This window comes from Pseudomonas sp. NPDC087615 (assembly GCF_044743445.1).
In the GTDB taxonomy this organism is placed as follows: domain Bacteria; phylum Pseudomonadota; class Gammaproteobacteria; order Pseudomonadales; family Pseudomonadaceae; genus Aquipseudomonas; species Aquipseudomonas baetica_A.
In genome coordinates this window covers 1-25949 of the sequence record NZ_JBIUWM010000058.1, presented here as the reverse complement: position 1 = coordinate 25949, position 25949 = coordinate 1, and the positions used below count along the sequence as shown (strand labels likewise).

At 59.0% G+C, this 25949-nt stretch carries 27 protein-coding genes and 1 pseudogene; 11 read left to right on the top strand and 17 right to left on the bottom strand.

Annotated features, from left to right (window positions below):
- Positions 1–31 precede the first annotated feature (31 nt).
- Both ACIOU6_RS23100 and ACIOU6_RS23095 read right to left on the bottom strand, forming a co-directional pair.
- Positions 32–511 carry a DUF934 domain-containing protein gene (locus ACIOU6_RS23100; RefSeq protein WP_221732530.1) on the bottom strand — a complete coding sequence of 160 codons (480 nt, stop codon included), beginning with the start codon at positions 509–511 and terminating at the stop codon, positions 32–34.
- Positions 508–2181 carry a nitrite/sulfite reductase gene (locus ACIOU6_RS23095; RefSeq protein ID WP_221732531.1) on the bottom strand — a complete coding sequence of 558 codons (1674 nt, stop codon included), beginning with the start codon at positions 2179–2181 and terminating at the stop codon, positions 508–510. Before ACIOU6_RS23095 ends, ACIOU6_RS23100 begins: the two co-directional genes overlap by 4 nt.
- A 294-nt stretch (positions 2182–2475) precedes the next feature.
- On the opposite strand from ACIOU6_RS23095, the gene ccoN reads away from it, so the two are divergent.
- Both ccoN and ACIOU6_RS23085 read left to right on the top strand, forming a co-directional pair.
- Positions 2476–3903 (top strand): cytochrome-c oxidase, cbb3-type subunit I, encoded by a 1428-nt coding sequence (gene ccoN, locus ACIOU6_RS23090; protein ID WP_401139007.1) that lies wholly within the window; start codon positions 2476–2478, stop codon positions 3901–3903.
- Positions 3904–3918: 15 nt separating this feature from the next.
- A complete protein-coding gene (locus tag ACIOU6_RS23085) occupies positions 3919–4140 on the top strand; it encodes a cbb3-type cytochrome c oxidase subunit 3 (protein ID WP_221732533.1) in 222 nt (73 codons plus the stop codon).
- 69 nt (positions 4141–4209) lie between these two features.
- Here ACIOU6_RS23085 and ACIOU6_RS23080 read toward each other — a convergent pair whose 3' ends face one another.
- Positions 4210–4701: a hypothetical protein gene (locus ACIOU6_RS23080; RefSeq protein WP_401139006.1), complete on the bottom strand. Its 492-nt coding sequence runs from the start codon at positions 4699–4701 to the stop codon at positions 4210–4212.
- 215 nt (positions 4702–4916) lie between these two features.
- On the opposite strand from ACIOU6_RS23080, the gene ACIOU6_RS23075 reads away from it, so the two are divergent.
- From ACIOU6_RS23075 to ACIOU6_RS23055, 5 genes are all read left to right on the top strand, one after another.
- A complete protein-coding gene (locus ACIOU6_RS23075; RefSeq protein WP_401139005.1) occupies positions 4917–6302 on the top strand; it encodes a hypothetical protein in 1386 nt (461 codons plus the stop codon).
- A 71-nt stretch (positions 6303–6373) separates the two neighbouring features.
- Positions 6374–7330, top strand: a complete 957-nt coding sequence (locus ACIOU6_RS23070) for a halovibrin HvnC (RefSeq protein WP_401139004.1) — start codon at positions 6374–6376, stop codon at positions 7328–7330.
- A 118-nt stretch (positions 7331–7448) separates the two neighbouring features.
- Positions 7449–8390 carry a halovibrin HvnC gene (locus ACIOU6_RS23065; RefSeq protein ID WP_401139003.1) on the top strand — a complete coding sequence of 314 codons (942 nt, stop codon included), beginning with the start codon at positions 7449–7451 and terminating at the stop codon, positions 8388–8390.
- The gene (locus tag ACIOU6_RS23060) at positions 8387–8839 is read left to right on the top strand and encodes a DUF2599 domain-containing protein (protein WP_339466682.1); all 453 of its coding nucleotides are present in this window, start codon (positions 8387–8389) and stop codon (positions 8837–8839) included. The genes ACIOU6_RS23065 and ACIOU6_RS23060 overlap by 4 nt, the downstream gene beginning before the upstream one ends.
- A 117-nt stretch (positions 8840–8956) precedes the next feature.
- Positions 8957–9649: an aspartate/glutamate racemase family protein gene (locus tag ACIOU6_RS23055; RefSeq protein WP_221732535.1), complete on the top strand. Its 693-nt coding sequence runs from the start codon at positions 8957–8959 to the stop codon at positions 9647–9649.
- A 1-nt stretch (position 9650) separates the two neighbouring features.
- Here the strand turns inward: ACIOU6_RS23055 and ACIOU6_RS23050 are convergent, their stop codons facing one another.
- The 12 genes and pseudogenes from ACIOU6_RS23050 to ACIOU6_RS22995 form a co-directional block, all read right to left on the bottom strand.
- Positions 9651–10169, bottom strand: coding sequence for a GNAT family N-acetyltransferase (locus ACIOU6_RS23050; RefSeq protein WP_401139002.1), 519 nt, complete (start codon positions 10167–10169; stop codon positions 9651–9653).
- 190 nt (positions 10170–10359) lie between these two features.
- A complete protein-coding gene (locus tag ACIOU6_RS23045) occupies positions 10360–11340 on the bottom strand; it encodes a LysR family transcriptional regulator (protein ID WP_401139001.1) in 981 nt (326 codons plus the stop codon).
- 94 nt (positions 11341–11434) lie between these two features.
- Positions 11435–12382, bottom strand: coding sequence for a peptidylprolyl isomerase (locus ACIOU6_RS23040; protein ID WP_401139000.1), 948 nt, complete (start codon positions 12380–12382; stop codon positions 11435–11437).
- Positions 12379–12849, bottom strand: a complete 471-nt coding sequence (locus tag ACIOU6_RS23035; protein ID WP_221732539.1) for a YbjN domain-containing protein — start codon at positions 12847–12849, stop codon at positions 12379–12381. The genes ACIOU6_RS23040 and ACIOU6_RS23035 overlap by 4 nt, the downstream gene beginning before the upstream one ends.
- 43 nt (positions 12850–12892) lie before the next feature.
- Complete coding sequence (locus tag ACIOU6_RS23030) at positions 12893–13522, bottom strand: DNA repair protein (protein WP_401138999.1); 630 nt, start codon at positions 13520–13522, stop codon at positions 12893–12895.
- Positions 13523–13539: 17 nt separating this feature from the next.
- Positions 13540–15237: a putative porin gene (locus ACIOU6_RS23025; protein ID WP_221732541.1), complete on the bottom strand. Its 1698-nt coding sequence runs from the start codon at positions 15235–15237 to the stop codon at positions 13540–13542.
- A gap of 39 nt (positions 15238–15276) precedes the next feature.
- Positions 15277–15981: an energy transducer TonB gene (locus ACIOU6_RS23020; protein ID WP_401138998.1), complete on the bottom strand. Its 705-nt coding sequence runs from the start codon at positions 15979–15981 to the stop codon at positions 15277–15279.
- A gap of 3 nt (positions 15982–15984) precedes the next feature.
- Positions 15985–16410 (bottom strand): biopolymer transporter ExbD, encoded by a 426-nt coding sequence (locus ACIOU6_RS23015; RefSeq protein ID WP_221732543.1) that lies wholly within the window; start codon positions 16408–16410, stop codon positions 15985–15987.
- A gap of 11 nt (positions 16411–16421) precedes the next feature.
- Positions 16422–18221 (bottom strand): DUF2341 domain-containing protein, encoded by a 1800-nt coding sequence (locus tag ACIOU6_RS23010; RefSeq protein ID WP_401138997.1) that lies wholly within the window; start codon positions 18219–18221, stop codon positions 16422–16424.
- 12 nt (positions 18222–18233) lie between these two features.
- Positions 18234–19832 (bottom strand): ShlB/FhaC/HecB family hemolysin secretion/activation protein, encoded by a 1599-nt coding sequence (locus tag ACIOU6_RS23005; protein WP_401138996.1) that lies wholly within the window; start codon positions 19830–19832, stop codon positions 18234–18236.
- A 55-nt stretch (positions 19833–19887) separates the two neighbouring features.
- Positions 19888–20499 (bottom strand): transposase, encoded by a 612-nt coding sequence (locus ACIOU6_RS23000; RefSeq protein ID WP_339495915.1) that lies wholly within the window; start codon positions 20497–20499, stop codon positions 19888–19890.
- A gap of 178 nt (positions 20500–20677) precedes the next feature.
- Positions 20678–20779 (bottom strand): annotated as a pseudogene (locus ACIOU6_RS22995) (hypothetical protein); the annotation flags it as partial.
- Between the two features lie 150 nt (positions 20780–20929).
- Between ACIOU6_RS22995 and ACIOU6_RS22990 the strand changes: the two are divergent.
- Positions 20930–22558: an NADP-dependent glyceraldehyde-3-phosphate dehydrogenase gene (locus ACIOU6_RS22990; protein WP_221732547.1), complete on the top strand. Its 1629-nt coding sequence runs from the start codon at positions 20930–20932 to the stop codon at positions 22556–22558.
- A gap of 46 nt (positions 22559–22604) precedes the next feature.
- Positions 22605–23645, top strand: coding sequence for an FUSC family protein (locus tag ACIOU6_RS22985; protein WP_221732616.1), 1041 nt, complete (start codon positions 22605–22607; stop codon positions 23643–23645).
- A gap of 3 nt (positions 23646–23648) precedes the next feature.
- Here ACIOU6_RS22985 and ACIOU6_RS22980 read toward each other — a convergent pair whose 3' ends face one another.
- Complete coding sequence (locus tag ACIOU6_RS22980; RefSeq protein ID WP_401138995.1) at positions 23649–24542, bottom strand: DMT family transporter; 894 nt, start codon at positions 24540–24542, stop codon at positions 23649–23651.
- 151 nt (positions 24543–24693) lie between these two features.
- On the opposite strand from ACIOU6_RS22980, the gene ACIOU6_RS22975 reads away from it, so the two are divergent.
- Together ACIOU6_RS22975 and ACIOU6_RS22970 are read left to right on the top strand one after the other, a co-directional pair.
- Complete coding sequence (locus ACIOU6_RS22975) at positions 24694–25131, top strand: Lrp/AsnC family transcriptional regulator (RefSeq protein ID WP_221732549.1); 438 nt, start codon at positions 24694–24696, stop codon at positions 25129–25131.
- Positions 25132–25187: 56 nt separating this feature from the next.
- The gene (locus ACIOU6_RS22970; protein ID WP_221732550.1) at positions 25188–25514 is read left to right on the top strand and encodes a YceK/YidQ family lipoprotein; all 327 of its coding nucleotides are present in this window, start codon (positions 25188–25190) and stop codon (positions 25512–25514) included.
- A gap of 42 nt (positions 25515–25556) precedes the next feature.
- Here ACIOU6_RS22970 and ACIOU6_RS22965 read toward each other — a convergent pair whose 3' ends face one another.
- Entirely contained in the window at positions 25557–25682 is a 126-nt protein-coding gene (locus ACIOU6_RS22965; RefSeq protein WP_260455918.1) for a hypothetical protein, read from the bottom strand.
- Positions 25683–25949: the final 267 nt, after the last annotated feature.

Genomic DNA, 25949 nt, shown 5'->3' with positions numbered 1-25949 from the left:
CTCTAAGGGTTTCCCCTGTACCGGCAAAGGGTTAGCGGCGGCGGAATAACGGCCGCGGCTCAATCACCGAACGGCCATACAACACGCTCATCCCCGCCAGCCCTTTGAGCGCATCTTCAGCCGATTTGTCTTCGCGCACGGCAAAACTGTCGAACCCGCATTGGCGCATATGGCTGAGTTGATCACGCAGCACATCGCCAATTGCGCGCAACTCCCCTGCCCATCCGAAACGACTGCGCAGCAGATACGCCTGACTGTAGGCGCGGCCGTCGCGAAAGCTTGGGAAGTCCAACGCGATTAGCGGCAGCGACGCCAGCCACGGGACCAGGCTTTCGACGTCATCGTCCGGCCCCAGCCACACCGCGTGGGTGGACGGTGACTCCAGCCAATGGGCCAGCGGCAGAATCAACAACCCTGCGGGCCGTGGTGTCGAAGGCTCGCGCACCAGCCTCCACGGATCATTCAGCTCAATCCGCGCCACTCCCTGCTCAAGTCGCAACAGATTGTTCATGCCGACACCTCCAGCGCCTTCGGATACACACGCTCCTTGAACGGCTCCAGCCCGATACGCGCCAACGTATCGACGAACAACTCCTCGCTTTCGCGATAGCGCACAAACGTGCCGATAATCCGTTCGATCACTTGCGGCACCTCGGCGGCGCTAAACGACGGGCCGATGACTTTGCCCAACGCGCTGTTCTTGCCCTGGGCGCCACCGAGGGTGATCTGGTACCACTCGCTGCCGTTCTTATCGACGCCGAGGATGCCGATATTGCCGATGTGGTGATGGCCGCAAGCGTTGATGCAGCCGGAGATGTTCAGACTGATATCGCCCAGGTCGTGCAGGTAATCGAGGTTATCGAAACGCGACTGAATCGCCTGGGCAATCGGGATCGACTTGGCGTTGGCCAGCGCGCAGAAATCACCGCCCGGGCAGGCGATGATGTCGGTCAGCAGGCCCACGTTGGCACTGCCTAGACGTTGCTCACACGCCAGTTGCCACAGGGCGTACAAATCCGCTTTCGGCACATCCGGCAGGACGATGTTCTGCTCATGGGCGATGCGAATCTCGCCAAAACCGAAGCGTTGCGACCAATCGGCCACCGCGAGCATCTGCAATCCGGTCACGTCTCCCGGCGGCGCCGCCAGGCCCGGTTTGGTCGACAGCACGACGCTGGTGTAACCCGCCACTTTGTGCGGCTTCACGTTACGCGCGACCCAGCGGGCGAACGCCGGGCTTTCGGCCAGTCGCGTGCCGAAGTCCAGATCGGTGTCGGCCAGCGTGCGATAGGTCGGTGGTACAAAAGCGCTGGCGACCCGTTGATACTCGGCGTCGGTCAACTGCGCCGGGCCGTCCTTGAGGTGCTGCCATTCCTCTTCGACTTCTTTGGCGAACGCCTCGATGCCCAGCGCCTTGACCAGAATCTTGATCCGCGCCTTGTACTTGTTGTCGCGCCGCCCGTGGCGGTTGTAAACGCGCAGCACCGCCTCGACGTAGGACAACAAATGCTGCCACGGCAAACCTTCGCGGATCTGCAAACCAAGGATCGGCGTGCGCCCTAACCCGCCGCCGACGATCACTCGCAACAGCATTTGCCCGTCGCGGCCGGGATAAAGATACAGACCGATGTCGTGCATCATGATCGCCGCGCGGTCTTGCTTCGCCGAGCAGATGGCGATCTTGAATTTGCGCGGCAAGAACAGGAATTCCGGGTTGATCGTCGACCACTGGCGCAGGATCTCCGCTAAGGGTCGCGGGTCGATCATCTCGTCCGCTGCGACCCCGGCGAACGCTTCGGTGGTGATGTTGCGCACGCAGTTGCCGGAGGTCTGGATCGCATGCATGTTCACTTGCGCCAAACGTTCAAGGATGTCCGGCACCTGGGCCAGTTCGATCCAGTTGAACTGCATGTTCTGCCGCGTGGTGAAGTGGCCGTAACCTCGGTCGTAATCACTGGCAATGCTCGCCAACGTGCGCATCTGCTCAGCGCTCAGCGTCCCGTAAGGAATCGCCACGCGCAGCATGTACGCGTGTTTTTGCATGTACAGGCCGTTTTGCAGACGCAGCGGCAGGAACTCCTCTTCACTCAATTCTCCCGCCATGAACCGTTCGACCTGATCGCGAAATTGCGCAACGCGCTCGAACACCAGTGCGCGGTCGTAATCGTCGTATTGATACATGCAGCGGCTACCTCATCAGGTTGAACGAATATCAGAACTGTGGGAGCGGGCCCGCTCCCACAGCAGATCTGCCAGAGATAGGCACTATGCCGTTACAGCGCAGCACGTTACAGATTCACCTGAACGTATAAAAACCGTATCAGGGCGCGGCAGATCGCCGCAGGCAGCAGCCTAATCTGATCCGCATAAATGAAAGATTCCTGAGCCTGTTTTGTTTTTGACGAGGTTTCTACAGTGCAGCTCGTGCCAGACCGGGTGGCCTGGCAAGACTTTGCAACCGTGGATGAACTGACCATGAGCACAGCAACAATCGGACAGGCATATAACTACAAGGTCGTCCGCCAATTCGTTATCGCGACGGTTTTCTGGGGTGTCGTCGGGATGGCGATGGGGGTATGGATCGCCTCGCAACTGGTTTGGCCAGAGATGAATCTGGACCTGCCGTGGACAAGCTTCGGCCGCTTGCGACCGCTGCACACCAGCCTGGTGATTTTCGGTTTCGCCGGCAGCGCGCAATTCGCCGCCAGTTACTACGCCGTGCAGCGCACCTGCCAGGTGCGGCTGTATTCGGACACGCTGGCCGCGTTCACTTTCTGGGGTTGGCAATCGGTGATCGTGATCATGCTGATCACCCTGCCGATGGGCTACACCACCACCAAGGAATATGCCGAGATCGAATTCTCAGGCGCCGTGTGGATGGCCGTGGTCTGGGTCGCCTACGCCGTGGTCTTCTTCACCACCGTGGTGCAGCGCAAAACCAAGCACATCTACGTCGGCAACTGGTTTTTTGGTGCGTTCATTCTGGTGATCGCCATGCTGCATGTGGTCAATCACTTGTCGATTCCGGTGGACTGGTTCAAGTCTTATCCGGTGTATTCCGGCGCCACCGACGCCATGGTGCAGTGGTGGTACGGGCACAACGCAGTGGGGTTCTTCCTGACCACCGGGTTCCTGGGGATGATGTATTACTTCGTGCCGAAACAGGTCAACCGGCCGGTGTACTCGTACCGATTGTCGATCGTGCACTTCTGGGCGCTGATCACCCTTTACATCTGGGCCGGCCCGCACCATTTGCACTACACCGCGCTGCCGGACTGGGCGCAGTCGCTGGGCATGGCCATGTCGCTGATCCTGCTGGCGCCGAGCTGGGGCGGGATGATCAATGGCATGATGACGCTCTCGGGCGCTTGGCATAAGTTGCGCACCGATCCGATTTTGCGCTTCCTGGTGCTGTCGCTGGCGTTCTACGGCATGTCGACGTTCGAAGGGCCGATGATGGCGATCAAGACAGTGAACGCCCTCTCCCACTACACCGACTGGACCATCGGCCACGTACACGCGGGCGCTCTGGGCTGGGTGGCAATGATCACCTTCGGCGCGACGTATCACATGGTGCCGAAAGTCTTCGGCCGCGAGCAGATGTACAGCACGCCGCTGATCAACTTGCACTTTTGGCTGGCGACCATCGGCACGGTGTTGTACATCGCCTCGATGTGGGTCAACGGCATTACTCAAGGCCTGATGTGGCGGGCGATCAACGAAGACGGCACGCTGACGTATTCATTCGTCGAGGCACTGCAAGCCAGTCACCCGGGATTCATCGTGCGCTTTGCCGGTGGGGTGTTCTTCCTCAGCGGCATGTTGTTGATGGCCTACAACGTCTGGCGCACGGTGCGAGTAGCGGATGTTGCGCTGGCGCGCAGTGAAGCGCAGATCGCCTGAGGCAGGGAGCCTGTGATGTTCGATATTTTCTTGAATGTGCTGGGGGTGGTGTTTTTGTGGCTGGCGGTGGAGTACTGCTTGCGGCATGAGACCGCGCAAAGTCTGGACGATGCGAGCATGGTGCCTTTTGCTGATGATCCGCAGGTGGCTCGGCGAGTTGAGCTGGCAACAGGCAAAACCGTGAAAGCGGTGGCCCCGGAAACGGCGAAACCGGGTTGGATCAATCTGGATATGTAGAGTTACCCCTTACTTCCTGTGGGAGCGGGCTGGCCGGCTCCCACAGGGGGAAGGTGTGAGTCCTTGAAACTACGTGCGATCACGCGGGATCAGGCTCTGCAGTTGCAACGCCAGAAAATCCGCATCAAACAAAAACGTATCCGGATCCTTCAATCCATTGGTCTTGCGCCATTGCCACTCTCCGCCCGGCAACCCCACCAGCGAAATACTGCCGTAACGCGCCGCCGTCAAGCCCATCACCGCCAGTGAAATTTGCCCGGCGCTGCCCATCACATCGGGCACGAACTCCACTGGTTTGCCAGCAATCACGATCGTCAGCTTCTCTGTCTTGAAGGTCGAGGTCTCGACCGGAGTGCTCGGTCCGAAGGCGACATAGGCTTCGCGGTTAACCTCCAGCAGATTCGGTGCCTGCACCGGTTGCAGCCATTGCTGAATATTGCCGAACAATTCAGTGATTCGCGTCGCCCATGCCTCCGACTGCGTTGTGAACAGTTGCTTCTTGTGCGCTTCACTTTCGGCGTAGTGACGAAGCATCTCGCCCAGTTGCTGTACATCGTTCATTTGCTGCGTTCCTCAGGGGAGCCTGCGAACTTCGATAGTGGCAGATCGAAGTCTGCGCGTACGGCAATCGTCAGTTTCGTAGTCCTGTACCACGTCTTAATGCGACGGACGGTATGTATCCACCGTATTCACCTGTCAGATCTGACAGTAGGCACCCGCCCCCCATAGGTTTTAGATACGCCTATCCATTAATGACGCAGATTGGGGCATTCGCGATGGCGCAGCAGATCGATGACAAAAAACCGTTGGAAATCGACCGGGTCAATATTCCCGGCTGCGTTTCGCCAGTGGAGCACCCGCAGAAACCGCACTGTGGCTTGCCACTTTCTTTGATCTCGGATGGAAACATCCAACTGGTCGTCGACCCTTGGACCAATCAGTCCGCTTTTGACTTCGCCGATGTGTTGCTCAATGAGTCCGATACCTCGGTGGCCCATAAAACAATTCAGCCGGGTGAAGAGAACGAGCAATTCGATATGAATTTGCCGGCGGATCTTTTGAATGACGGTATCAATCAGCTTCGTTTACGGGTAAAGCGGATCAGCGGGAACGAGGATAGCTCTGATCCACTGGTTGTGCTTTACCACACGCCGCGACCGGCCGGCGAGATCACCGGCCCCGGGGACAACCCGAATCTGCTCATGAACCTTCCGGCTGACGTGATTACCCATGGTATCGATGCCGACCGGGCAGCGCGCGGAGTGGAGGTCACCCTGAGTTACGTTTACATGCGAGAACACGACGTCATCACGCTCGATTGTGACGGTCGAAACATATCGCATAAGGTGACCGCGGCCCAAGTGACCGCCCGCCGTGTGATTTTGACGCTCACCACCGCCAACTTCTGGCAAGACAACCCGAAATTCGCCCTGCGTTTCAGGGTGGTCGACCAGCTCGGTAATAGCTCGGGGCCGCGGGCAATCTTGTCAAAAACCACGTTTGTTGACGTACACATCCGCAAAATTGAGCTGGATCTGCTCCAACCCAAAGTCCTGGAAGCCAAGGACGCCAACGGCACTGTATTGAATTTTGTGCGCGATTTTTATTCCGCGCAGCACGCGACGGTCGAGGTGAAATACACCGGCTCCGATGAAGGGCAGAGCGTCAAGGTGTATTGGCTGGGGCGTAATTCCACTTATGGCAGCGAAATTCAGAACATAACTGTCGCGGGCCAGACTTTGCGTTTTCTTGTTCCTCGCCAGGAAGTGGTGGACACAGTGGGAAGCGGCGCTGAGGTTTACTACACCGTCCGGCTGCCCGGCACCGATGAAGATGTGCCATCGAAAGACCTGCAATTGACAGTCACGAGGCAAAGACACGATCTGCTGGAACCGACGCTGAACGCCGCCAAGGACAACCTTAGAATTTACTACCCTACCCTTGAAGCGGCTTACAAAGCCCGGATCTCTTTGACCGTTGGAACAGATCGCCACGACAGTGAAGAATTTGAAATCACCCAGGCGACTTATACAAACGTTCCCGTCCCGGCGAGTTGGATCATAACGAACAAAGGGAAGCTGGGGTTATTCAACTACACCCTCAGAAAAACCGGCACAAACGAGCCGATCATCTTTTCCTGGTACTTACGCGTGACGCTCTGACCAGGCCAGAACTCTGCACAACAGCTACCCATTAACGGTTTCAGTTTGCGAATGAAAGTAGGGACAGCGTCATGCGTTATCTAATAGCCTTAATGTTTATCACCCTGTTGGCCGGCTGTTCACAAACCAGTCCACAACCGCCTACAATGATTAACGCCAGTAGTACACAAGTAATGGATGGCTTCGCCATCGCTGCTTATCTGCAAACGCTATACGGGCGCAAATTCCCCAACTGCAACAAAGTAAATTCGCAACCTGCATTTCTCTGTTCCGGCGTGACCATAAGGGTCACTTTGAAGAGCACCAGTTATAAAGTCTGGGAACCCAGCCCGTTTTCAGTGAGACAGGGTGGTGTCGCATTTTCATACTTGCGGGCGGATGCAGACTTCGGTCGCTTCGCCTATGAGCGTGCAAACGGTTACATCCTTTACCCCGTCCTCGAAGCGCCGGTCGATAAATACAAAATGCACTATCTGTGCGCTTACCCTTATGACGCTTGGTCCCACACCCGTGAGGCAGACAAGCCATGCGGTCCGCACCCAAGCTATCCGGCTCAAAGCAGACTGTGCCAAGACACTGGGGTAACGACCGCAGAACAGTGGCTCGCCGTGTGGAGGATACCGGAGGGCAACCCCAACCAGCGGCAGTGCGGATTCGACGTGAATGACAATCGCAATGCGCTCGCCGGCCCTGCTTTTTATCAGTCGATCCGCGCCAGAAGCCTGGTGAACGGGAGTGGAGTCAATGAACACAACGAGCTCACGATCAAGACCTGGTGCGATCCCCTCAGCACCGATCCAGAGAAGTCTTGTGCGCAATCGTTCCCGGCGAACAAGTTTCCGATCATGGCCTTCTTCTACACGCAAGACGGCCAGGCCCTGGCGGATGCTCAATACAATCAGCGGGATTTCTACAACTCGACCAACCCGAAAATCATCGTGCCGATCATTCGTCTTGTGCTCTCGACCAGCACTCCAGGCACAGCGAAGTTCGAATATATCCCTGCGGATCAAACAGTTACGCCATAAGCGCTTGCAGCGCAGCACCGAAGTACGCGGCATATTCTCGTAATGGCTAACGAGTGCAGTTCCACAAACAACGTGCAATCGATTCTTCCACCTTTTTTTAATCGGACGAAGACAAATCATGAACAAAATAATTGCATTACTGTTTTTCGCTCTTTTGGTTGGTTGCTCACAGCCTGCATCGCAAACGCCTGATGTCATCAGCGGGACCAGTGTTCAGAGCCAGAGAATGGATGGCGCGGCCACCGCTGCTTATCTCACTACGCTGTACGGTCGCCAGTTTCCGAATTGCAACAAAGTGAATTCGCAACCTGCGTTTCTGTGCTCAGGTGTCATGATAAGGGTCACGGACAAAGATCCGAACAACACCTATAAAGTCTGGGACCCCAGCCCCATTTCCATCAAAAATGGCGGTGTCAACTTTTCCTACTTGCGAGTTGATAGCAACTTTAACAAGTTCGCCTGGAATAAAACCAATGCCAATGGCTACATTCTTTATCCCGTACTGGAGAGGCCTGCAAATACCGAGCAACTGCAGGTGCTGTGTTCCTACCCCATGGACTCCTACGGGTGGTATCGCAGTTCAACCGCAGTGTGTGTGGCCCACCCGTCTTATCCTGATAGTGGACATTGCCAAGACGCTGGTATCACCACAGCCGAGCAATTCAAGAACGCCTGGAGTTCGGCACCCGGCGACCAAAACAGGCGCCAGTGCGATTTCGACGTGAGGGACGAACGCAATATGCTGGCCGGCCCGGCGTTTTATCAGTCGTTACGCGCTAAATCACTGCTAGGCGCAACAGGCTTCGACCAATGGAACGACGTACTCGTTAAAACCTGGGTCGCCGGTAAACCAAACGTTTTACCAATACTTGCGTTCTTTTACGTGCCAGCAAAAAACGATCCTAATGCGCTCGCCGATGCGCGATACAACCAAAGGGATTTTTATAACGCCACCAACCCGAAAATTACCGTACCGATCATTCGTGTAGCACTTCCCACCGTCATAACCGGTAAGACCACATTTACCTACGTAGCAGCAGATCAGGGAATCACACAATGAACATACTCAACCCCCCCTCGAACCTCCTCGCGCGTGCACTGGCAGCTGCCTGTCTGACAGTGCTCGGCATTTCTACTGCCCATGCGCAAGATACTGCGTCCGGTGACAGCGTCATTGTGGTCGCAGAGCGCTGCAATAAATACATCGAAAGTGCCCATTGGTTTTACAGAGACTACCAGTGGTCGTTTTCCATCACCCCCACCCCGTGTGCCAGGAGAACGCTGGAATCGGGCACTGCTTACTTGTGGAATGAACTCACACGCGACTACTCCAATAGTCGCTACTGGCAAAACACCCATGGCATGCGTCACCAGTTGATTTGCCACCTGGCCATCGCTCGCGACAAACCAGAATGGAATCTGGAGCCGTGGCGCCCGGATGTGGGGTATGCCAAAACGCTGGCAGCCGGATGTAATCACGTCGCCCCATTGCCAGAACCAGCACCCTGACACCTGAGCAAAACTTCAGCGATACAGTTGATTTGACGCTGGTATCCGTCATTGAACCGAAGGACACTCGGGGCACGCCTGAATCGACCGATACAGGCCATTGCCCGAGGACATTCAATGCGCACCATCGGCCTGATCGGCGGCATGAGCTGGGAGTCCAGCGCCGAATATTATCGACTCATCAATCAGCAGGTACGTGATCGCCTTGGTCCATTACGGTCGGCGCAAGTGCTGATGTACAGCGTCGACTTCGGCCCGGTCGAACAGGCACAGCATGCCGGGCGCTGGGATGACGCAGCGGCGATTCTGGTGGATGCGGCGCGCAGGCTCCAAGCGGGTGGAGCTGAATGCGTGGTGCTGTGTACCAACACCATGCACAAGGTGGCCGATCACATTCAGGCGGCGATCAACATTCCGTTCCTGCACATCGCCGAACCGGCGGCGCAGGCGGCTTTGGCGATTGATGCGCGCACCGTCGGGTTGCTCGGCACAGCGTTCACCATGGAACAGGACTTTCTCAAGCAACGCCTGATCGCCCAAGGCCTGACGGTATGGGTGCCGGACGACGCTGAGCGCAAGGAGGTGCACCGGATTATCTACGATGAGTTGTGTGTCGGCGTGATCAGTGACGAGTCGCGGCAAATCTATCAACGGGTGATCGAATCGCTGACCGCACGCGGCGCTCAGGCAATCATCCTTGGCTGCACGGAAATCGGCCTGCTGGTCAAAGCCGAGCACAGCGCCGTGCCCTTGCTCGACACCACCGAACTGCACGCGCAGTCGGCGGTGGCGTTCGCCTTGGGCGACTGACTCAAACCTTCGATGAGCTACGCAGGCGGGCCATGCTCAGGGTGTCGACCCATTGCCCGTCGCGCACCGCGTAATCGCGAAACAGGCCTTCGGTCTCGAAACCGAACTTGCGGTAGAGACCAATAGCCGCCTCGTTATCGGCGAACACCGACAGTTCGACGCGGTGCAGGTTCATCCAGTTGTCGGCAACCTCGAGCGCCGCTTCCAACAGTTTCGAACCCACGCCTTTGCCCTGCCAGGCTAGCGCTACGCCCATGCCGAGACTGCCGGCGTGGCTGCGGCGAATCCGCGAATAGTTTTCCAGCCCCAGATGGCCGATGACCGCGCCCTGATGCAGCGCCACCAGTTTCACCGTTCGCTCGTTTTCCGCCATCAGTCGTTGCCGCCAGATCTCGGCGGATTGAAACGGCATCTGCAACACCTGGCGAGCAACGGCTGGATCGTTATAGAGCGCGGTAACGCTCTCAACGTGGGACTCGTTGAAGCGTTCGAGATGTATCGAGGGGCTGTGCTCGGGCATGGCGGATCCTTCCTGGATCGATGTGTGGCCGATCACTCTAAACCGGCGGTTATCAATTTGGCGAGGTGCAAAACGGTGAGAGCGGCGTGGCGACGATTCGACCGGCTCGCGAATGCGGTGTGTCATTCAAAGCTATTGTTGATTGTTCGGCCGCTTTCGCGAGCAAGCCCGCTACCACAGGGGGTTGGGGTTAAGTCTGGAACCATTCGTGGCGTTCGTTGAAGGTGTTGTGGATGAGTTCGATCAGGGTTTGTACTTCAGCGATGTCTTGTGATTCGGCATTCACCGCCAGCCACGCTTGCAATCGCATCGGCTCATCGAACAATCCGGGCAACGCCACCAATCCGCGATCAAACCGGCTCATGTAAGCCGGCAACAAACCGATGCAGGCACTGCAGCGAATCATCTCCAGCATCAATTCATAAGACTGCATCTGCACCACACCAGCCAGACGTTGTTCGACCAGATCATTCCATGGGCGAAAGCTGTCGATCTGCCGGTCGTGCTGCCATTGCACCAGCATGAAATCGGCAAGGTCATCGACACTAGCCGGGCGTGCGGTGACGCGGGAGTAGCGTTTGGCGATGTGGGGAAGGTAGTCCAGGCTCGCCAGGCGCTGCGGTGGGTGGGTGGCGAAGGTCGGGCCGGGGTTCGGGGTTTCGCCATGGGCCAGCCACAGGACGACATCAGCGCTGACGGCCCGCAGCGACAGTTCGCTGTCCAGCGCGATGATTTCCAAGCGTACGCTGGCATTGCGGCGCAGCAGTGCGATGAGATCGCGACCGAGGATGTCGTGCAGGATGGACTCGGCGACGGCCAGGCGAATCAGCGGCTGTTCAACCATCGGCAGTTTGCGCTCGTTGGCCAGGGCGACCAGTTTGGCCTGAAGTTGCTGGCCTTCGCGGGTCAGGCTCAGTGCGCTGCCCTGAAAACTGAACAATGTATGTTGGAGCTCCTGCTCAAGCTGGGCCAGTTGTTTGCGCAGCAAGGTCGAACGCACGTTGAGGCTGCGCGCCGCTTGCATGAAGCAACCGCAACGGGCGCTGACCAGAAAGTACTGCGCGACGTCGGCGTCGATAGTCGCGGCGTGTGACAGCCAGGGTTGGCTTTTATTCTCTGCCCAACGGTAATCGGCGCTGCCCTGTCGTCCTGCGGGTTCGTTGAATGACATCGATGACTCCCTGTCGATCTTTGTATTTTATTGGCTTTGTGCACTGTGAAAAATTCTCAATCCAACTCCCACAGTTTTTGTATCGGATAAAAAATCAGTGTTTTTCCTCGAGGACTTTATTGAGTTGCGCCCCGTCGATACTCAGCGTCGCCGTGTTGAGCATCCCGTCCAGATACGCCTGCGCAATCTGCTCCTGACGCTGGGCACGCAAGGCCTGGGTCAGTTGATCGCGCAGTTCATCCAATGTCGCGGTGCGCGCCGGTTGTTGTTCGGTGAGTTTGATCACATGGAACCCGGCGGCGCTCTGAACAGGATCGGAAACGGCGCCAACCTTGAGCCGCGCCACGGCGCCACGCACCTCAGGAACGAGTTGCTGCAACGGTTGCAAACCGGTATCACCACCACGCTCAGCGGTGACGCGATCCTGCGAATACTGAGTCGCCAGCGCGGCAAACTCCGCCGGGGTCGCCTGCGCTTTTTTGCTCAGATCGAGCGCCTGCTTGCGCACGGTTTCAAGAGTCTGCGGCTCATTCACCCCAAGAAAAATCTGGCTGACCCGGTACAACGGCGGGGTCTGCCAGTTCGCCTTGCCGGCGTCATAGGCTTTGTGCAACTCGGCCTCACTCGGGTAATCCGCCGGCACCTCACTGACCGAACGCAGGTAATCGCGAAAGACGATCCGCTCAGTCGCTGCCCGAGTTTGTCGCGCGACGTCCGGGCGCTGCGCCCAACCCTGCGCCTCGGCCTGCTCCAACACGGCTTTCTCGGCCAGTCGCGTGCGAATCCAGCGCTCCAGCGCTTCACGATTACCGCGCAGTTGTTCGCGGGTCTCTGGCGGGACTGTCGCCAGCAGCGCCTGCAATTCATCAGGCGAAACCTGCTGATTACCCAACCGCGCGACCGCCGGTCCCGTTACCGCCGTCGACACTGGTGCCGACTGCTGGGCGGCGACCGGGTCACTGCCCGGCCGCACCACCAGCGCCACGGCCACCACCAACAGCACCACGGCTCCAGCGCCGATCACCATGGCAGGCTTTTTCACAGCGCGACTTCCTCTTGCTCGGCAACGGCAACCTTTGCCGTCGAGGCTTGAGTTGTCTGGCTGAAGTCACGCAGATAAACAATGAATTCCTGAAGCAAGCGATCCCACAGTTCCAGATTGCCGCGCAGGTGATCGCTGCTGACGCCGGCGGCGAGCACCACGTCCATTTCCATCACCAGGAACTCGCCCTGCAACGACAAGCGTGCAAAACGTCGCGAAGCGTTCCACTGCTCGGCCACACCCTGGGGCAACTCACCCTGCACGCGAAGCGCACAACTGAACGTGAAGTCGACGTAGCGGCCCTGCTCCACCGCCGGGTTGCCGAAACGCACGGCGTAGCCAATGCCTTGACTGGCGCTAAGCAATTGGACGATGCCGTTCTGTTCGGTCTGGTTGACGCGATAACCGGCGGCTTGCAGGACGTCGGTCAACGATTGCGGGGAAACGTGGCTGATCAATTGAGTCATTGCTTCTTCCTTGTTTATCAGTCTTTTAAATCAGGCTTTTTAATCAGTGCAAGAGCGCAGCTTGCGGCGCGTCGAATTGAGTCTTGTAGAGCTCGTCGCCGAACCCCTGGGCCAGTTCATCGAACTTGACCCGGGCGCTGCCCGCGAAGGGCTGGCGGATCTTCATCACTTCGGCCACATCGATGTTTTCGTAGGCGCTGAGGATCTGCTTGGCGACGCCGTACATCTGCTGATTCTTGACTGAACATTGCTGCACTTGTGTGTCACGTTCAGTCAATTGCGCTTGAAGCCTGGAACGCTCGGTTTCTTTGGCGCGGGCCATGACCAATAACTCGTCATAGGCCTTCTTGTACTTGCCGGTCTGCTCAACGCTGGCCGCCACTTGCGCCTGCGCCTGGCTGTGCAGGCTCTGTTGCTGCCCCGCCAGTTGCTCGGCGACGCCTTTGACCTTGGCCAGTTCAGCGGTCAATTGCTTGATTTGCGCCTGCGCAGCCTTAGCCTCGTTTTGCGCTGCCAGTTGCGCAGCGCTGGCCTGAGCCTGCTGACTTTGCAAGGCTTGCAACTGCTGGGTGGTGCTACGCAATTGCGTACGCAAGCGCTCCTCCATGCCCTCGGCACTGGCGCCGGTGGCAACCAACATTCCAAAGCCCAGCAACAACAATCGCGTGTTCATAACCGTCTCCCGGCGCCTTAGAAGCGCGTGTTGATCTCAAGCTGCAAGACATCGATATCGAACGGCGCGCCGTATACCGCTTCTGTGCTCAACCAGCGGCCGGTCGCAAAAACGTTCTTCGCCAGACCGTAGTTGCCGCCGATGAAATAACCCTTGGCGTTGGTGCCACCGAGGTGGAAAGACGAGTCGTTAAAGCCGTCCGGCAAGGCGTCCGGCTGGATGTACTTGTAGCCGGCGAACATATTCCAGTCGCCCTGCTTCTTCAGGTCCAGGGCGTTGCCGAGGGTGAATTGCACCATCCACGCATTGGCACCGCTTTCGATATCGCCATTGCTGTCGAGGTTGTTGACGATTTGCCCGGCCGAACGCTTGCGCATGTCGCCTTCGTCGTAGCTGAGGTTATGGATGTAGTTGCCCTGGCTGCGCAGCTTGAAGTCTTGCGGCAGATCAGCGTCCCACACCAGGTTCAGATCGAGCAGGTTGAACTCGGACGCGAGGCCGACGTATTGCGGTTGCGGCGTGGTCGTCGGGTTGAGCGGGTTCGGCGTGATGTCACGCAGCAGGAACACGCTGTTGCCCTTCTGCATGAACGCTGCGCGGCTGCCGTCGCTGTCGCAACCCGGTGCGCCGGCCCACGGTTCGCAAGGGCTGGAGCGCTGGCCTTCGATGTCGTCGAAGCGGTAATAAGCCAGCGCACCCTTCAAGCGGTTGTTGCTGTTGACCGCCCATTTGGCGCCGATTTGCGCGCCGTACAGCCATTTGTTGTCGCTCTCTTCCTTGTCGAAACCGTTGCTGCTGGTGGTGTCGTTTGTGTAGTCCACCGGGAACGCGCCGACGGTGCCGAACACGCCCCAATCACGATTGAGTTTGTGGTCGAAAATCGCCGCCACACCGTCGAAGTTGAGGTCGTTGGAATAGAGCATGTCGGTGGACATGAACGGGTTGGCAAAACGGCCACCGGTGAGCGTCAGCTCATCCGACGGTTTCCAGGTCAGATAACCCTGGTCGAGCCAGATGTCTTTTTTGGCGAAGCCACCGCCGAGGCTTTGCGTGGTCGATACCGGATTGTTGTCCGAGCCGGTGCCGATGCGGATGCCGGCGGTCCACTCTGGCGAGATCACCGCTTTCATGCCCAGACGTGCGCGAATGCGGAACTGGTTGGTGCGATCTTCGCGGGTATTGAGCAGCGGCGGCAGACTGGTGCTGCTGTTGGGGTTCACGTCATACGGGCCGTTGTTGTTGAGCTTGGCGAAGTCGACGATTTCGTTGCTGTTGCTGTCCGAGTAGTAGCGCGATTCGTCACGCAAACGAATGTCGCCGTCGAAGCTGATGCGCGATGCCCAGTCCGGGAAAGTGTTGGGCGCGGCCCAGTTTTCCTGCTTGGCGGTGGCCATGACTTCGGCTTTGACCTGATCGCGGATCTGATCACGCACCGCCGCCGGCACGTACTGCACACGCACATCGCCAGGCGCAGCGACGGGGCCTGCCACCACGGCGGTGGAGGCAGCAGCCTGCTTGGCCTGGACGGCCTCGTTCTGCGCCTGAGCGATCAGCGCGTCGGCCTTGTCCTGCTTCAAAATGCCCTGCTCGACCAGCAAGCGGATCAGATTGATCGTGGCGTTTTCCGAAGGCGCAGGCGCTGCTGCGGCCTGACCGACCAGGGTCGCGATGACCATGCCGACCGCCAGGGACAATCGATTCACGTTGGAAATCATCTGCACACAACTCCTTTTGGCAAAACTGTAAGAATTCGGTTAACCCGGACGCCGCCCTTGCAGGGACAGGCGCACGGGCAAAGTCATGGAGGCCGGTGGCCGTTCGCTTAAGTGCGGCGCATTGCGCAGCGCCGCCAAAACCTGCGTATCGATTTCAGGGTTGCCGCTGGACTTGATCAGCTCGACCCGGGTGATCTCGCCGACGCTGCTCAGCCACACATCGGCCTGCAAGGTGAACGCGAGGTTGCGCAGTTCAGGGTTCTCGCGCAGCAGCTTCTGGAACGTGAACGCGAGGAACTGGCTGTAAGTGCCGTTACCCAACCGCCCGCCTCCGGCGCCCGCCATCCCGCCGCCCTTGCCCGCGCCGATGTTGAAGGCGTCGTTGCCGGACTGCGCATCGCCATCCATTTGCATCGGGTTGGCCAGATCGTCCGCCGGTGATGGCGGCGCCTCTTCTTCGGGCTTGACCTCTTGCGGCTCTGGCGTTGGCTCGGGCTCGACGATCTTTTCTTCCACTGGTGTCTCCGGTTCCGGCGGTTTTTCAGGCGGCGCAGGTGGTGGTGGCGGTAGCGGAATGATCGTCGGCACCTTTGGCGCTTCGCGGCGGATGCCGCTCATGTCGTTGGCCCACTGCCACAGAAACCACGCTGCCAGTGCGCCGACCAACAGCCCGGCGCCCCACTTCACAAAGCGCAGTGGCGACTGCTTTACCGGCAGTGGCTCGATCGGGAGTTGTGCGGTCATGACTCAACCCTGCGTCGGTTTGCCGGTCACGAGACCGACTTGGGACAGTTCGAGCCGGCGCAACAGATCCAGCACTTCAATGACTTTCTGGTATTGCACCGTCGCGTCACCGCGCACGATCACCGGGAAGTCCGGGCTCTGCGCTTTCTCGATGCGCAGGCGTTCTTCCAGTTCGGCCAGGGTCACCGGGTAGGCATCAAGGAACACCTGGCCGCCGTCGTTAACCGAAATGGCCTTGGTCTTGGCTTCGGACAGCGACACCGAAGCGCTGGCCTTGGGCAGATTGATCTGGATTCCCGACACCTGCGCAGTGGCGGTGAGGATGAACATCACCAGCACCACCATCAGCACGTCCACCAGCGGCGTGATGTTGATGCTGTCGACGGCTGAATCTTCGTCATCGTCGTGGGAGGCATTTACGGACGCCATGTCAGAGCTCCTCAGGCCGGTACGGAGTGGTTGGCGTGATGGCCGCGCGAGTGCGACGCCTCACTGAACTGGCTTTCGCCATGCATCTCCGCCAAACGTGTGATGAACTCGTCGACGAACACGCGCATGTCGGCACTGACTTCCTTGTTGCGCGTGATCAGGCGGTTGTAGCCGAACAGCGCCGGGATCGCGACGAACAGACCCATCGCCGTCGCCAGCAAGGCAGCGGCCATGCCGGGCGCGATGGCGTTGATGTTGACGTCGCCGGCCATGGCGGTACCGAGGAACACCACCATGATCCCCAGCACGGTGCCGAGCAGGCCGATATACGGGCCACCGGCGATGGCGTTGGACAGGGTCGAAAGCTTCGAACTCAGCTGTTGGTTTTCGCGGGTGCGCACACCGTCCATCGAGCAACGAATGGCTTCGATGGTCGCCGCCGAAACCGAGGAGGTGTCGGCGCCCTGCTCACGGCGGGTGCGAATTTCTTTCACGGCCACCAGATACAGGCGCCACAGCGACGAATGTTCCAGGCGCTGGGCAAGTTGCGTGTCGTCGGCAAACATCTCCAGGCGCGTGCCGACCTTGGCGAACTGCACGCGGAAATCTTCGTTGGCTGACGTCACGCGGCCGAGCGTGCGGTTCTTGCGCAGCATGATGATCCACGACTGGAACATCATCAGCACCAGCACGGCGATGATCACCCAGGCGTCCACCGGTACTGCGTTGAGCAGGAAACCGAGGCTGCCGAACCCGAAGCCCGACTGTTCTTCATCAACCCCGTAGGCGACCAGTTTCGACTCGGCGCCCTGCGAGGTGGCATCGGCGAGCAGCAACGGCGCCGGGCGGGCGACTTTCGACAGGCGCAGTTCGTCGATGGCGCCTACGAACGGCAGATAAGGGCCTTCTTGCAGATCAGCGCCGATGGCCATGACCGAATTGAACGCTGGCATGGCCAGGGCCAGTGCAGCACCTTCACGACCGTTGATGTACAGGGTGACTTTGGAACCTTCGGCCGTCAGCGCGACGTGTTGCCATTGGCCGGGGTTGAGCGGCTGCGTGGCAACGGCGCGCTGGCCGTCGATTTCCACGAACGGCACGCCCTGATTCACCCCCACCAGCAAACTGTTGGCACCTTCTCGGCGGGCCAGAATCAGTTGCTCGCCATCGGCCTGATCCAGTCGCAGCCAAGCGCTGAAGGTGAACGCACTGCCAGCGTTGTGCTGCAACGAAGGGCTGGCCGGCATTAACAACGGCTGACCGCTGAACTGCAAGGCCCGCCCGACGACGCCGTCAATCGCCGCGCCGGTCGCACTTTGCGCGGTGTTGCCGTAGGCCGTGGTGTCTTTGGCCGGGGTGCCGGTGGCGCCGTCGAAGTGATACAGCGCGGTGTAATTCGGATCGAAGGTCAGTTGGCCGTTGCCGGTGGCCGGGGCCTTTTGATTGCCGTAGTACATCCAGATGTCCTGACGCTGACCGCCCTCGACATTCGGCACATCGACCCAGATCAACGCCATGCCCATCAGCGCGTCGAAGCTTTCGATCTGATGGTTGAGTACGGTTTTGTCATCGGCGGCGACGAAGCGCAGGTCCGAGCCGTCCTCCTTCACACCGTCGAAGGTGAAGTTGCCGGTGTGCAGGCGCACCAGTAGCGCGGTGCGGCCGAGCGGTTGATTGATCGCCGCCCCTTGCGGCGTGGTGTCGACGGCAATTTGTTTGCGGTAATGCCAGTCGTCCTGCCACCAGGCCTGAGCCGTGGCCGGGAGCACGAAGCCCAGGCAGATCAACAACGAAAGAAAGAGGCGCTGCATGAACGTGCTCCTTTAGAAAGTGGCTTGAAGGTTGAAGTGCAGGCGCGATTCCTGTTTCGAGGTGTTCGGCCCTTCGAGTAGCGGATAACCCCAGTCGAGGCTGCCCGACAGCCATTTGCTCAGGCTGGCGCGGGTGCCGAGGCCGACACTGGCCAGGGCGTAATTGGCGTCCTGATCAGGCAGTTCGTCGCGCAGGTACAGTTGCGCGCCTTCGGCGAAGGCATAGAAACGCCAGTCCTGCATCCAGGTGCCGGCGAACTTGGCCAGCGAGGGCGTGCGCAGTTCCTGGCTCAGCAGATAACCGTCATCGCCCGTGCGCTCGGCGGCCAGATAGCCGCGCACCGACGTCGCGCCACCGGCAGAAAATTGTTCGTTGGAAACCAGTGGCCCCGAAGCTAGTTGAAACGCGGCTTTGCTCGCGCTTTGCCAGTCGCTGTCGAAGGTCCAGGTGTAACTGGTGTCGCCCTTGAGCACGGCGAAACTCGGCTTGGCGCGGTAGCGTTTGTAGTCGAAGTCTTCGTCGGAACTGCCATAGCCAAAAAGGCTGCGGGTGGCCGCGACCAGACTCAAACCGAGGCCGAGCTGACTCTTTTCGGTGTATCGATAGCCGTTGTAGGCGAAGGTGAACGGTGCGTATTTCAGTGGCACCTTGTCGCTCTCGCCGGAGAGGGTCAGGCGTTCTTCGAAGTCCTTGAAGTCGACGCCCGCCGACAACGAGTTCGACCAACTGCCGCTGGATGGCAGCGTGTAGATCGCCGACACCCCGTAGGAATGGCCCTTGCCCAGCACGTTGCTGCCGCCAATGGTGGCGACGTTGCTGTCGGACTGGTAACCGGACAACTGCACGCTCCAGCGATCGGTCAGCGGGGCGGTATAAGCGCCCGACCAGACCTTGGCGTTGTCGGTGTCTTGCGGCGCGGTGAAGTAGGTCAGGGAAATGCTGTGGCCGAGCTGCCAGAGGTTGTTGTAGCCAAGGCTGGCGACGGTGCGCAGCTTTTCGGTGTCGGCGCTGTAGTCGTTGTTCAGACCGACGCTGGCCGTCCAAGGGTTCTGATCTTCAACCTGTAAATCGACGTCCATGGTGCCGGGGCGCTGGCCCTCGCGAACCAGCGGCATGACCTGCCGGCCGGGCGTCTTGTTCAGTTGCGCCAGTTCACCCTGAACCTTGGCGAAGTCCGGTACCTCACCCTCCTTGAGCGCTGGCACTTCGTCACGGATGTCCAGCGGCGAATAGTGCTTGGCGCCGACCACGCGCACCCGGCCGACCTTGGTTTCGCTGACTTGCAGATAAACGATGCCGTCCGCCACCGCTTGCTCCGGCAATTCGACGAACACCGATTGATAGCCGCGTTCCTGATAGACCTTCTGCAACGCGTCGCGCGCACCTTCGATGTCGCTCAGCGCTTTTTGCGGACCGAGGAACGGGTACACCGCCTCTTCGATGGCCCGCGCATCAAGCACCGTGTTACCGCGCACGAAGTATTCGTTGACGTCGACCAGACGCTGCGCCGCTGCACTTTTGGTGGTTTCTTCGGCCAGTGCCGACTGCGCGCCAACCGCCACTAACAGCCAGCCCCACAGCGCCAGCCGTGACGTGAAAATCTGTTCCACACTACCCCCTGAATTCGCGATGACCTGTTGGCGCCTCAGCGCCCTCTGTGTTGCGTCAATTGCTGGCTGTTGAGGCGCAGGCGTGCTTGCCGAGCCAGGTGTGCAGAAGCGCGAAGTTCAAGGAGAACTCAGGCATTTGCAGCAAGGCACCGCAGAACACTTCGCCGATGATTTTTTGAATGAGCTGCACCGCACGCGGGTTGTTGAGCAGCGTGGCGATGTCGCGACTGAGGATGTTGAAGCTCCAGACTTTCTGGTTCAGGCCCAGGCCAACGAACCAGCGGAACAACAGGTTGTAATTGAGCTGCTCATAGAGTTGCTGCTCGCTGGGTACCGAGTACAGCAACTGCAGCAGCAGGATGTGCATGACCGTTTGCGCGGGGATCAACATGCCGGGTTCGGCGTCGAGGTCATGGAGGATGTTACGGTGGGCGTCGAGCAAGTCATCGATCTGTGGGCGCAGCAAGACCAGCGAATGGCCCGGCGGAATGTAGCTGGACACCTCTTTCAAGGCGCCCTGCCAGTCATCCTGCGAGACGATCCAGACCCACGGCGCGCCGTAGCGATACACCGAAACCGGCTTCTTGCGCGCGGCTTCGACGATCTTCGACAAGCGCTGATCGAGCTCCTGCATGCCCACTTTCGAGTAGCGTTCCATAGTCCCCATTGCCTCACTCCCGGCGTCCCGCCTCGGCTTGTGAAATGCGCCCCGAAAGGCCCCTCAAGCGCGTTACATAGGCATGACCGGACTGGCGATGTGCTACCGAACTTTTGTCATAAAAGCTTCATTTCAAATGTTGAGATTGGGTGGGAAGACAGCAGAGGAAACTTTTAATCAGGGAGGGGCCTCGATGCAAGCCGACGTCGAGTTCGATGTTGATGCGCATCCGCGTGCCCAATTCCTTCGCCAGTGCGAGGTATTGCCGCAAACGTTCGGTGCCATCGACAGCACCAGCACATATCAGCCTTAAAGCTCTGTTCCGCGCCTCTGCGTGACATTCAGGTGACATTTGCAGGTTTAAATTTCGGCGCATTCAGGCGTATAACCTGTACAGACTTTTCCAATTGCACGCGGACATCCAACACGGGGTAGCGACATGACCACAGCAAATATCCTTGGCAACCTGTTCCCTTCTGTCAGCGACATCCCGGAAAAATACCGCCTCGACGGTCAGGTCGAGCAACGCGAATACCTGGTCGACGGCGAACTGCGTCGCTGGGATGGCCCACTCGCCACCGTGCGCAGCCCGGTGTACTTGAATCACGGCGAGAACGGCGACGAACAAGTGATCCTCGGCAGCACGCCACTGCTCGACGCCGACACCGCCCTCACCGCCCTCGACGCCGCCGTTCGCGCTTATGACCGGGGCCAGGGCTTGTGGCCGACCCTGCGTGTGGCCGAACGTATCCAGCACGTCGAAGCCTTCCTCGGCCGGATGCGTCAGCAGCGTGATGCCGTGGTCAAACTGCTGATGTGGGAGATCGGCAAGAACCTCAAGGATTCGGAAAAAGAGTTCGACCGCACCTGCGACTACATCGTCGACACCATCAATGCCCTGAAAGAACTCGACCGCCGCTCCAGCCGTTTCGAGCTGGAGCAGGACACACTCGGCCAGATCCGTCGCGTGCCGCTTGGCGTGGCCCTGTGCATGGGGCCTTACAACTATCCGCTGAACGAGACCTTCACCACGCTGATCCCGGCACTGATCATGGGCAACACCGTGGTGTTCAAACCGGCCAAGCTCGGCGTCCTGCTGATTCGTCCGTTGCTCGAGGCGTTTCGCGACAGCTTCCCCACGGGCGTGATCAACGTGATCTACGGCAGCGGCCGTGAAACCGTCAGTGCGCTGATGGCCAGTGGCAAAATCGATATTTTCGCGTTCATCGGCACCAACAAAGCCGCCAGCGATCTGAAAAAACTGCACCCCAAACCTCACCGTTTGCGTGCCGCGTTGGGGCTGGATGCGAAGAACCCCGGCATCGTCCTGCCGGAAGTCGATCTGGACAACGCGGTCAGCGAAGCCGTCACCGGCTCGCTGTCGTTCAACGGCCAACGCTGCACGGCGCTGAAGATCCTGTTTGTCCATGAGGATGTCGTGGATAGCTTCATCGAGAAATTCAACGCCAAACTGGCTACGCTCAAACCCGGCATGCCGTGGGACAGCGGCGTGTCGCTGACGCCACTGCCAGAGTCGGGCAAGGTCGATTATCTGCATGCTCTGGTGGCGGATGCGCGCAGCAAGGGCGCCGAGGTGGTCAACCCCAATGGCGGTGAATCCCGCGAGTCGTTCTTCTACCCGGCGGTGCTGTACCCGGTGAATCCGCAGATGCGCATCTATCAGGAGGAGCAGTTCGGCCCGGTGGTGCCGATCGTGCCGTACCGCCATCTCGATACCGTGATCGATTACGTGCTGGAATCGGATTTCGGCCAGCAACTGAGTATCTTTGGCACCAACCCCGTAGCGGTCGGGCGACTGGTCGACACCTTCGCCAATCAGGTCGGACGGATTAACCTCAACGCCCAATGCCAGCGCGGCCCGGACACCTATCCGTTCAACGGTCGCAAGAACTCCGCCGAAGGTACGTTGTCGGTACACGATGCACTGCGGGTGTTTTCGATCCGCACACTGGTGGCGACCAAGTACCAGGACAGCAACAAGGATCTGATCAGCGAAATCATTCGCGGACGCGATTCGAGTTTCCTGACCACCGATTACATCTTCTGACGAGGGCCATGCACTGAGTACGTTCAGCAACCACCGACTGCCACCGCTGTTGCGCCGAATCCTGCGTCCGTTACTGGACCCGTATCGGCGCTACCGACACGCCCGACTGATCCACGCGGTGCGGGTGGCACTGGGGTTGTTGGCGACCATTGTGCTAACCACCGGCATCAACCTGCCCCACGGCGAGTGGGCGTCCGTGACCATGCTGGTGGTGATCGGCGGTTTGCAGCACCACGGCAACATCGGCAAGAAAGCCGCCGAACGCGCCACCGGCACCTTGATCGGTGCCGGCGTGGGCTTGCTGCTGGTGGCTCAACAAGCGTGGCTCGGGATGCCGTGGCTGACGTACTTCGCCATGGCGGTGGTCTGCGGGTTCTTCTCCTATCACGCCATCGGCAAGGGCGGCTACACCGCTCTGCTTTCGGCGATTACCGTTTTCATTGTCGCCGGGCACGGCGACAATCCGATCACTGACGGGTTGTGGCGTGGGGTCGATATTCTGATCGGCATTGCGCTGGCCCTGGCGTTCTCCTTCGCCCTGCCGCTGTACGCGGTGTATTCCTGGCGCTACACACTGGCCGACGCCTTGCGCGACTGCGCCACGGTGTATGGGCGGATCATCAGCGGCCAAGCGGTCAGCGCTGATGAGCATTTGAAACTGATGGGCCGCTTGAACGGTGTAATGGTGCAACTGCGCTCACTGATGCCGTCGGTGTCCAAGGAAGTGAAAGTCTCGATGACAGAGCTCGATGCGATTCAGCGCAACCTGCGCATGTGCATCAGCACGCTGGAGATCCTCGGCAACACCCGTCCGGACGCCAACGACCCGGACGCCATGGCGCATCTGCAATCAGCGTTGCAGGCCGAGCACCGGCAGATTCGCGTGCAATTGATCGGCATGGCCCGCGCCCTGAAAACCGGCGCAACGCAGCGACTGGATCGGTCGTTGGAGTTGCCGTATGCCAGCCTGGACGCGCCGGTCTATAGTGCGTTGGATGGCTATCGATTGTTGACCCGGCAACTCGCCGCGAACGTCGCAGAGATGCGCCAGCGCTTGGCGAAAACCGCACTGCGCTGGAACATCTGAAGACTACCGCGTCGCCAACTGCCCGCTCTTGAAACCCCAGCCCCGCTGCATACCGGCGGCCGCCAGCAGAATCGCCGCCACACCGAGCCACTGGAGAATTTCCAGACGATGGCCGAAGGCGAACCAGTCGACGAAAATCGCGGCAATCGGGTAGATGAAGGACAGTGCGCCGGTCAGTGCGGTTGGCAACTTCTGAATCGCGCCGTACAACAGCACGTACATCAGACCGGTGTGGACGATGCCCAGCGCCAACAGACTGGCCCACGCAACCGGCGCTTGCGCCAGTGCGGAAAAATGCGCGAACGGCGCGAGCAGCAGTACCCCGGTGCACACCTGAATCAGTGCGATCAGGTGCGGCGGCGTGCCAGTCAGGCGTTTGATGACCAACGCAGCGATGGCATAGAGAAACGCCGCGCCCAAAGCCAAGGCAATGCCCATCAGATAGTCATCACCGCCCTCGCCTTGCTGACCGTGGGCACTGACAATCGCCAACATCCCTACAAATGAAATCCCCAGCCAGAACAGCTTCTGCAAGGTGATTTTCTCGCCGAGAAACAATGCTGCCAATCCGACCAACATAAACGGCTGCACGTTGTAAACCGCCGTGCCGATGGCAATCGAAGCCCGAGAATACGAGGCGAACAACAGCACCCAGTTACCGACAATCGCCACGCCGCTGAGTACCGCCAGCAAGAACGTGGTGCGGGTCAGAGTGCTCGGGCGCAAAAAGCCGAACACAGCGCAAATCACCAGCAAGGTGACGGCACCGAACAGGCAGCGCCAGAACACCACGTCGAGCACCGGTTGCCCGGACATCAGCACGAACCAGCCGATTGTCCCGGATATCAGCATGGCAGCGGTCATCTCGATTGAGCCGCGACGAAGTGTGTTGTCCATCATCAAATCTCCTTTGCGTTGGACGAAAGCGTGGCAAAAGTATGCCAAGCAGACACGCGGCCGCTCCAGCGTAATAAACAGGCTAAACTCGATTTCTGCCTTTCTTATCGTGGGTTATTTACGCAAACAGCCTAATACTGGAGTTGAATTCATGACCGACGATATCGACCGGATACTCATCAGCGCACTGATGGAAGATTCGCGGCGCTCGCTCAAGGCGCTGGCGCAGATCAGTGGCCTGTCCTCGCCCAGCGTGGCCGAGCGCTTGCGGCGTCTGGAAGAGCGCGGCGTGCTCAAGGGCTATACCGTGGAGATCGATCCGAAGTGCTTCGGTTATCAATTACAGGCCATCGTGCGTGTCCGTCCGCTGCCGGGGCAGCTTCAAGAGGTCGAGCGGCAGATCATGTCGATTCCAGAATTCACCGAGTGCGACAAGGTGACGGGCGAGGACTGCTTTATCGCCCGCCTGCATGTGCGCTCGATGGAGCAACTCGACACCCTGCTCGATCGCCTCAATACCCTGGCCGAAACCAATACGGCAATCGTCAAGAAGACCCCGGTCAAGCGTCGTTTACCACCGATGGCTTGAGTGCATTGGGCGCAAGATCGGGGTAGATTGAGGTTTTTCCGGCAAGGATTGGCGGTATGAAAATTCAGGCCTTGATGCTGGCAGCGATGTTGCTGACCGGGTGTGGCACGGTACAGACCGTTGTTTTGAGCGATAAGAGTTCTACCGAGCAGCTCAAAACCAAGAAAACCTACTGCGGCGCCGTTCCCCGAATCTACAGCGGCGTGACCTACGACTTCTGCATGCTGCACGCAGAAAAGCCGGAAGACGTCGATGCGTTCAACTACGACAACGCCTCGTTCGGCCTGTTAGTCGATGCGGCCGCCTCGGGGATCCTCGACACTTTGCTGTTGCCCTATACGATTTACAAACAACAGGCCGACGGCAGCATCGTGGTCAACTGATTGAAACCTCCGGACGCCAAGACATCCGGAGGCTTTAGCGGTTTATTCGAGCAGTTGTTGCAGGCATGGGGAGCAATTGCTGGGATCTTTCCAGACTTGGCCGATGGTGCAAGCGCCGATGTCGCTGTAGATACCTACGGCGTAGGTCTGGCCGCTAACGAACCGCAATGCTGCCACAGCCTCTAGTATCACTGGCGCAGCTTGTGTCAGAGCTTCAGAAAGCGAGCCTGAGTATTGGCAGCCGTTCTTCCATGCTTACAGCTGTAGGTCATTTCAGAAAACGCCAGCCTTTTTCCGGCATTTCGAGAGTCAATAGCCACAATCCTTTTTCTCAGGCAACAAAAAACCCGCCGAACAGACTGTGTGAAAACCTAGCAATCTGCATCGCGGTTTAAGAAAATGCCCCGCATCGAAAGATACGGGGCATTTTTGTTA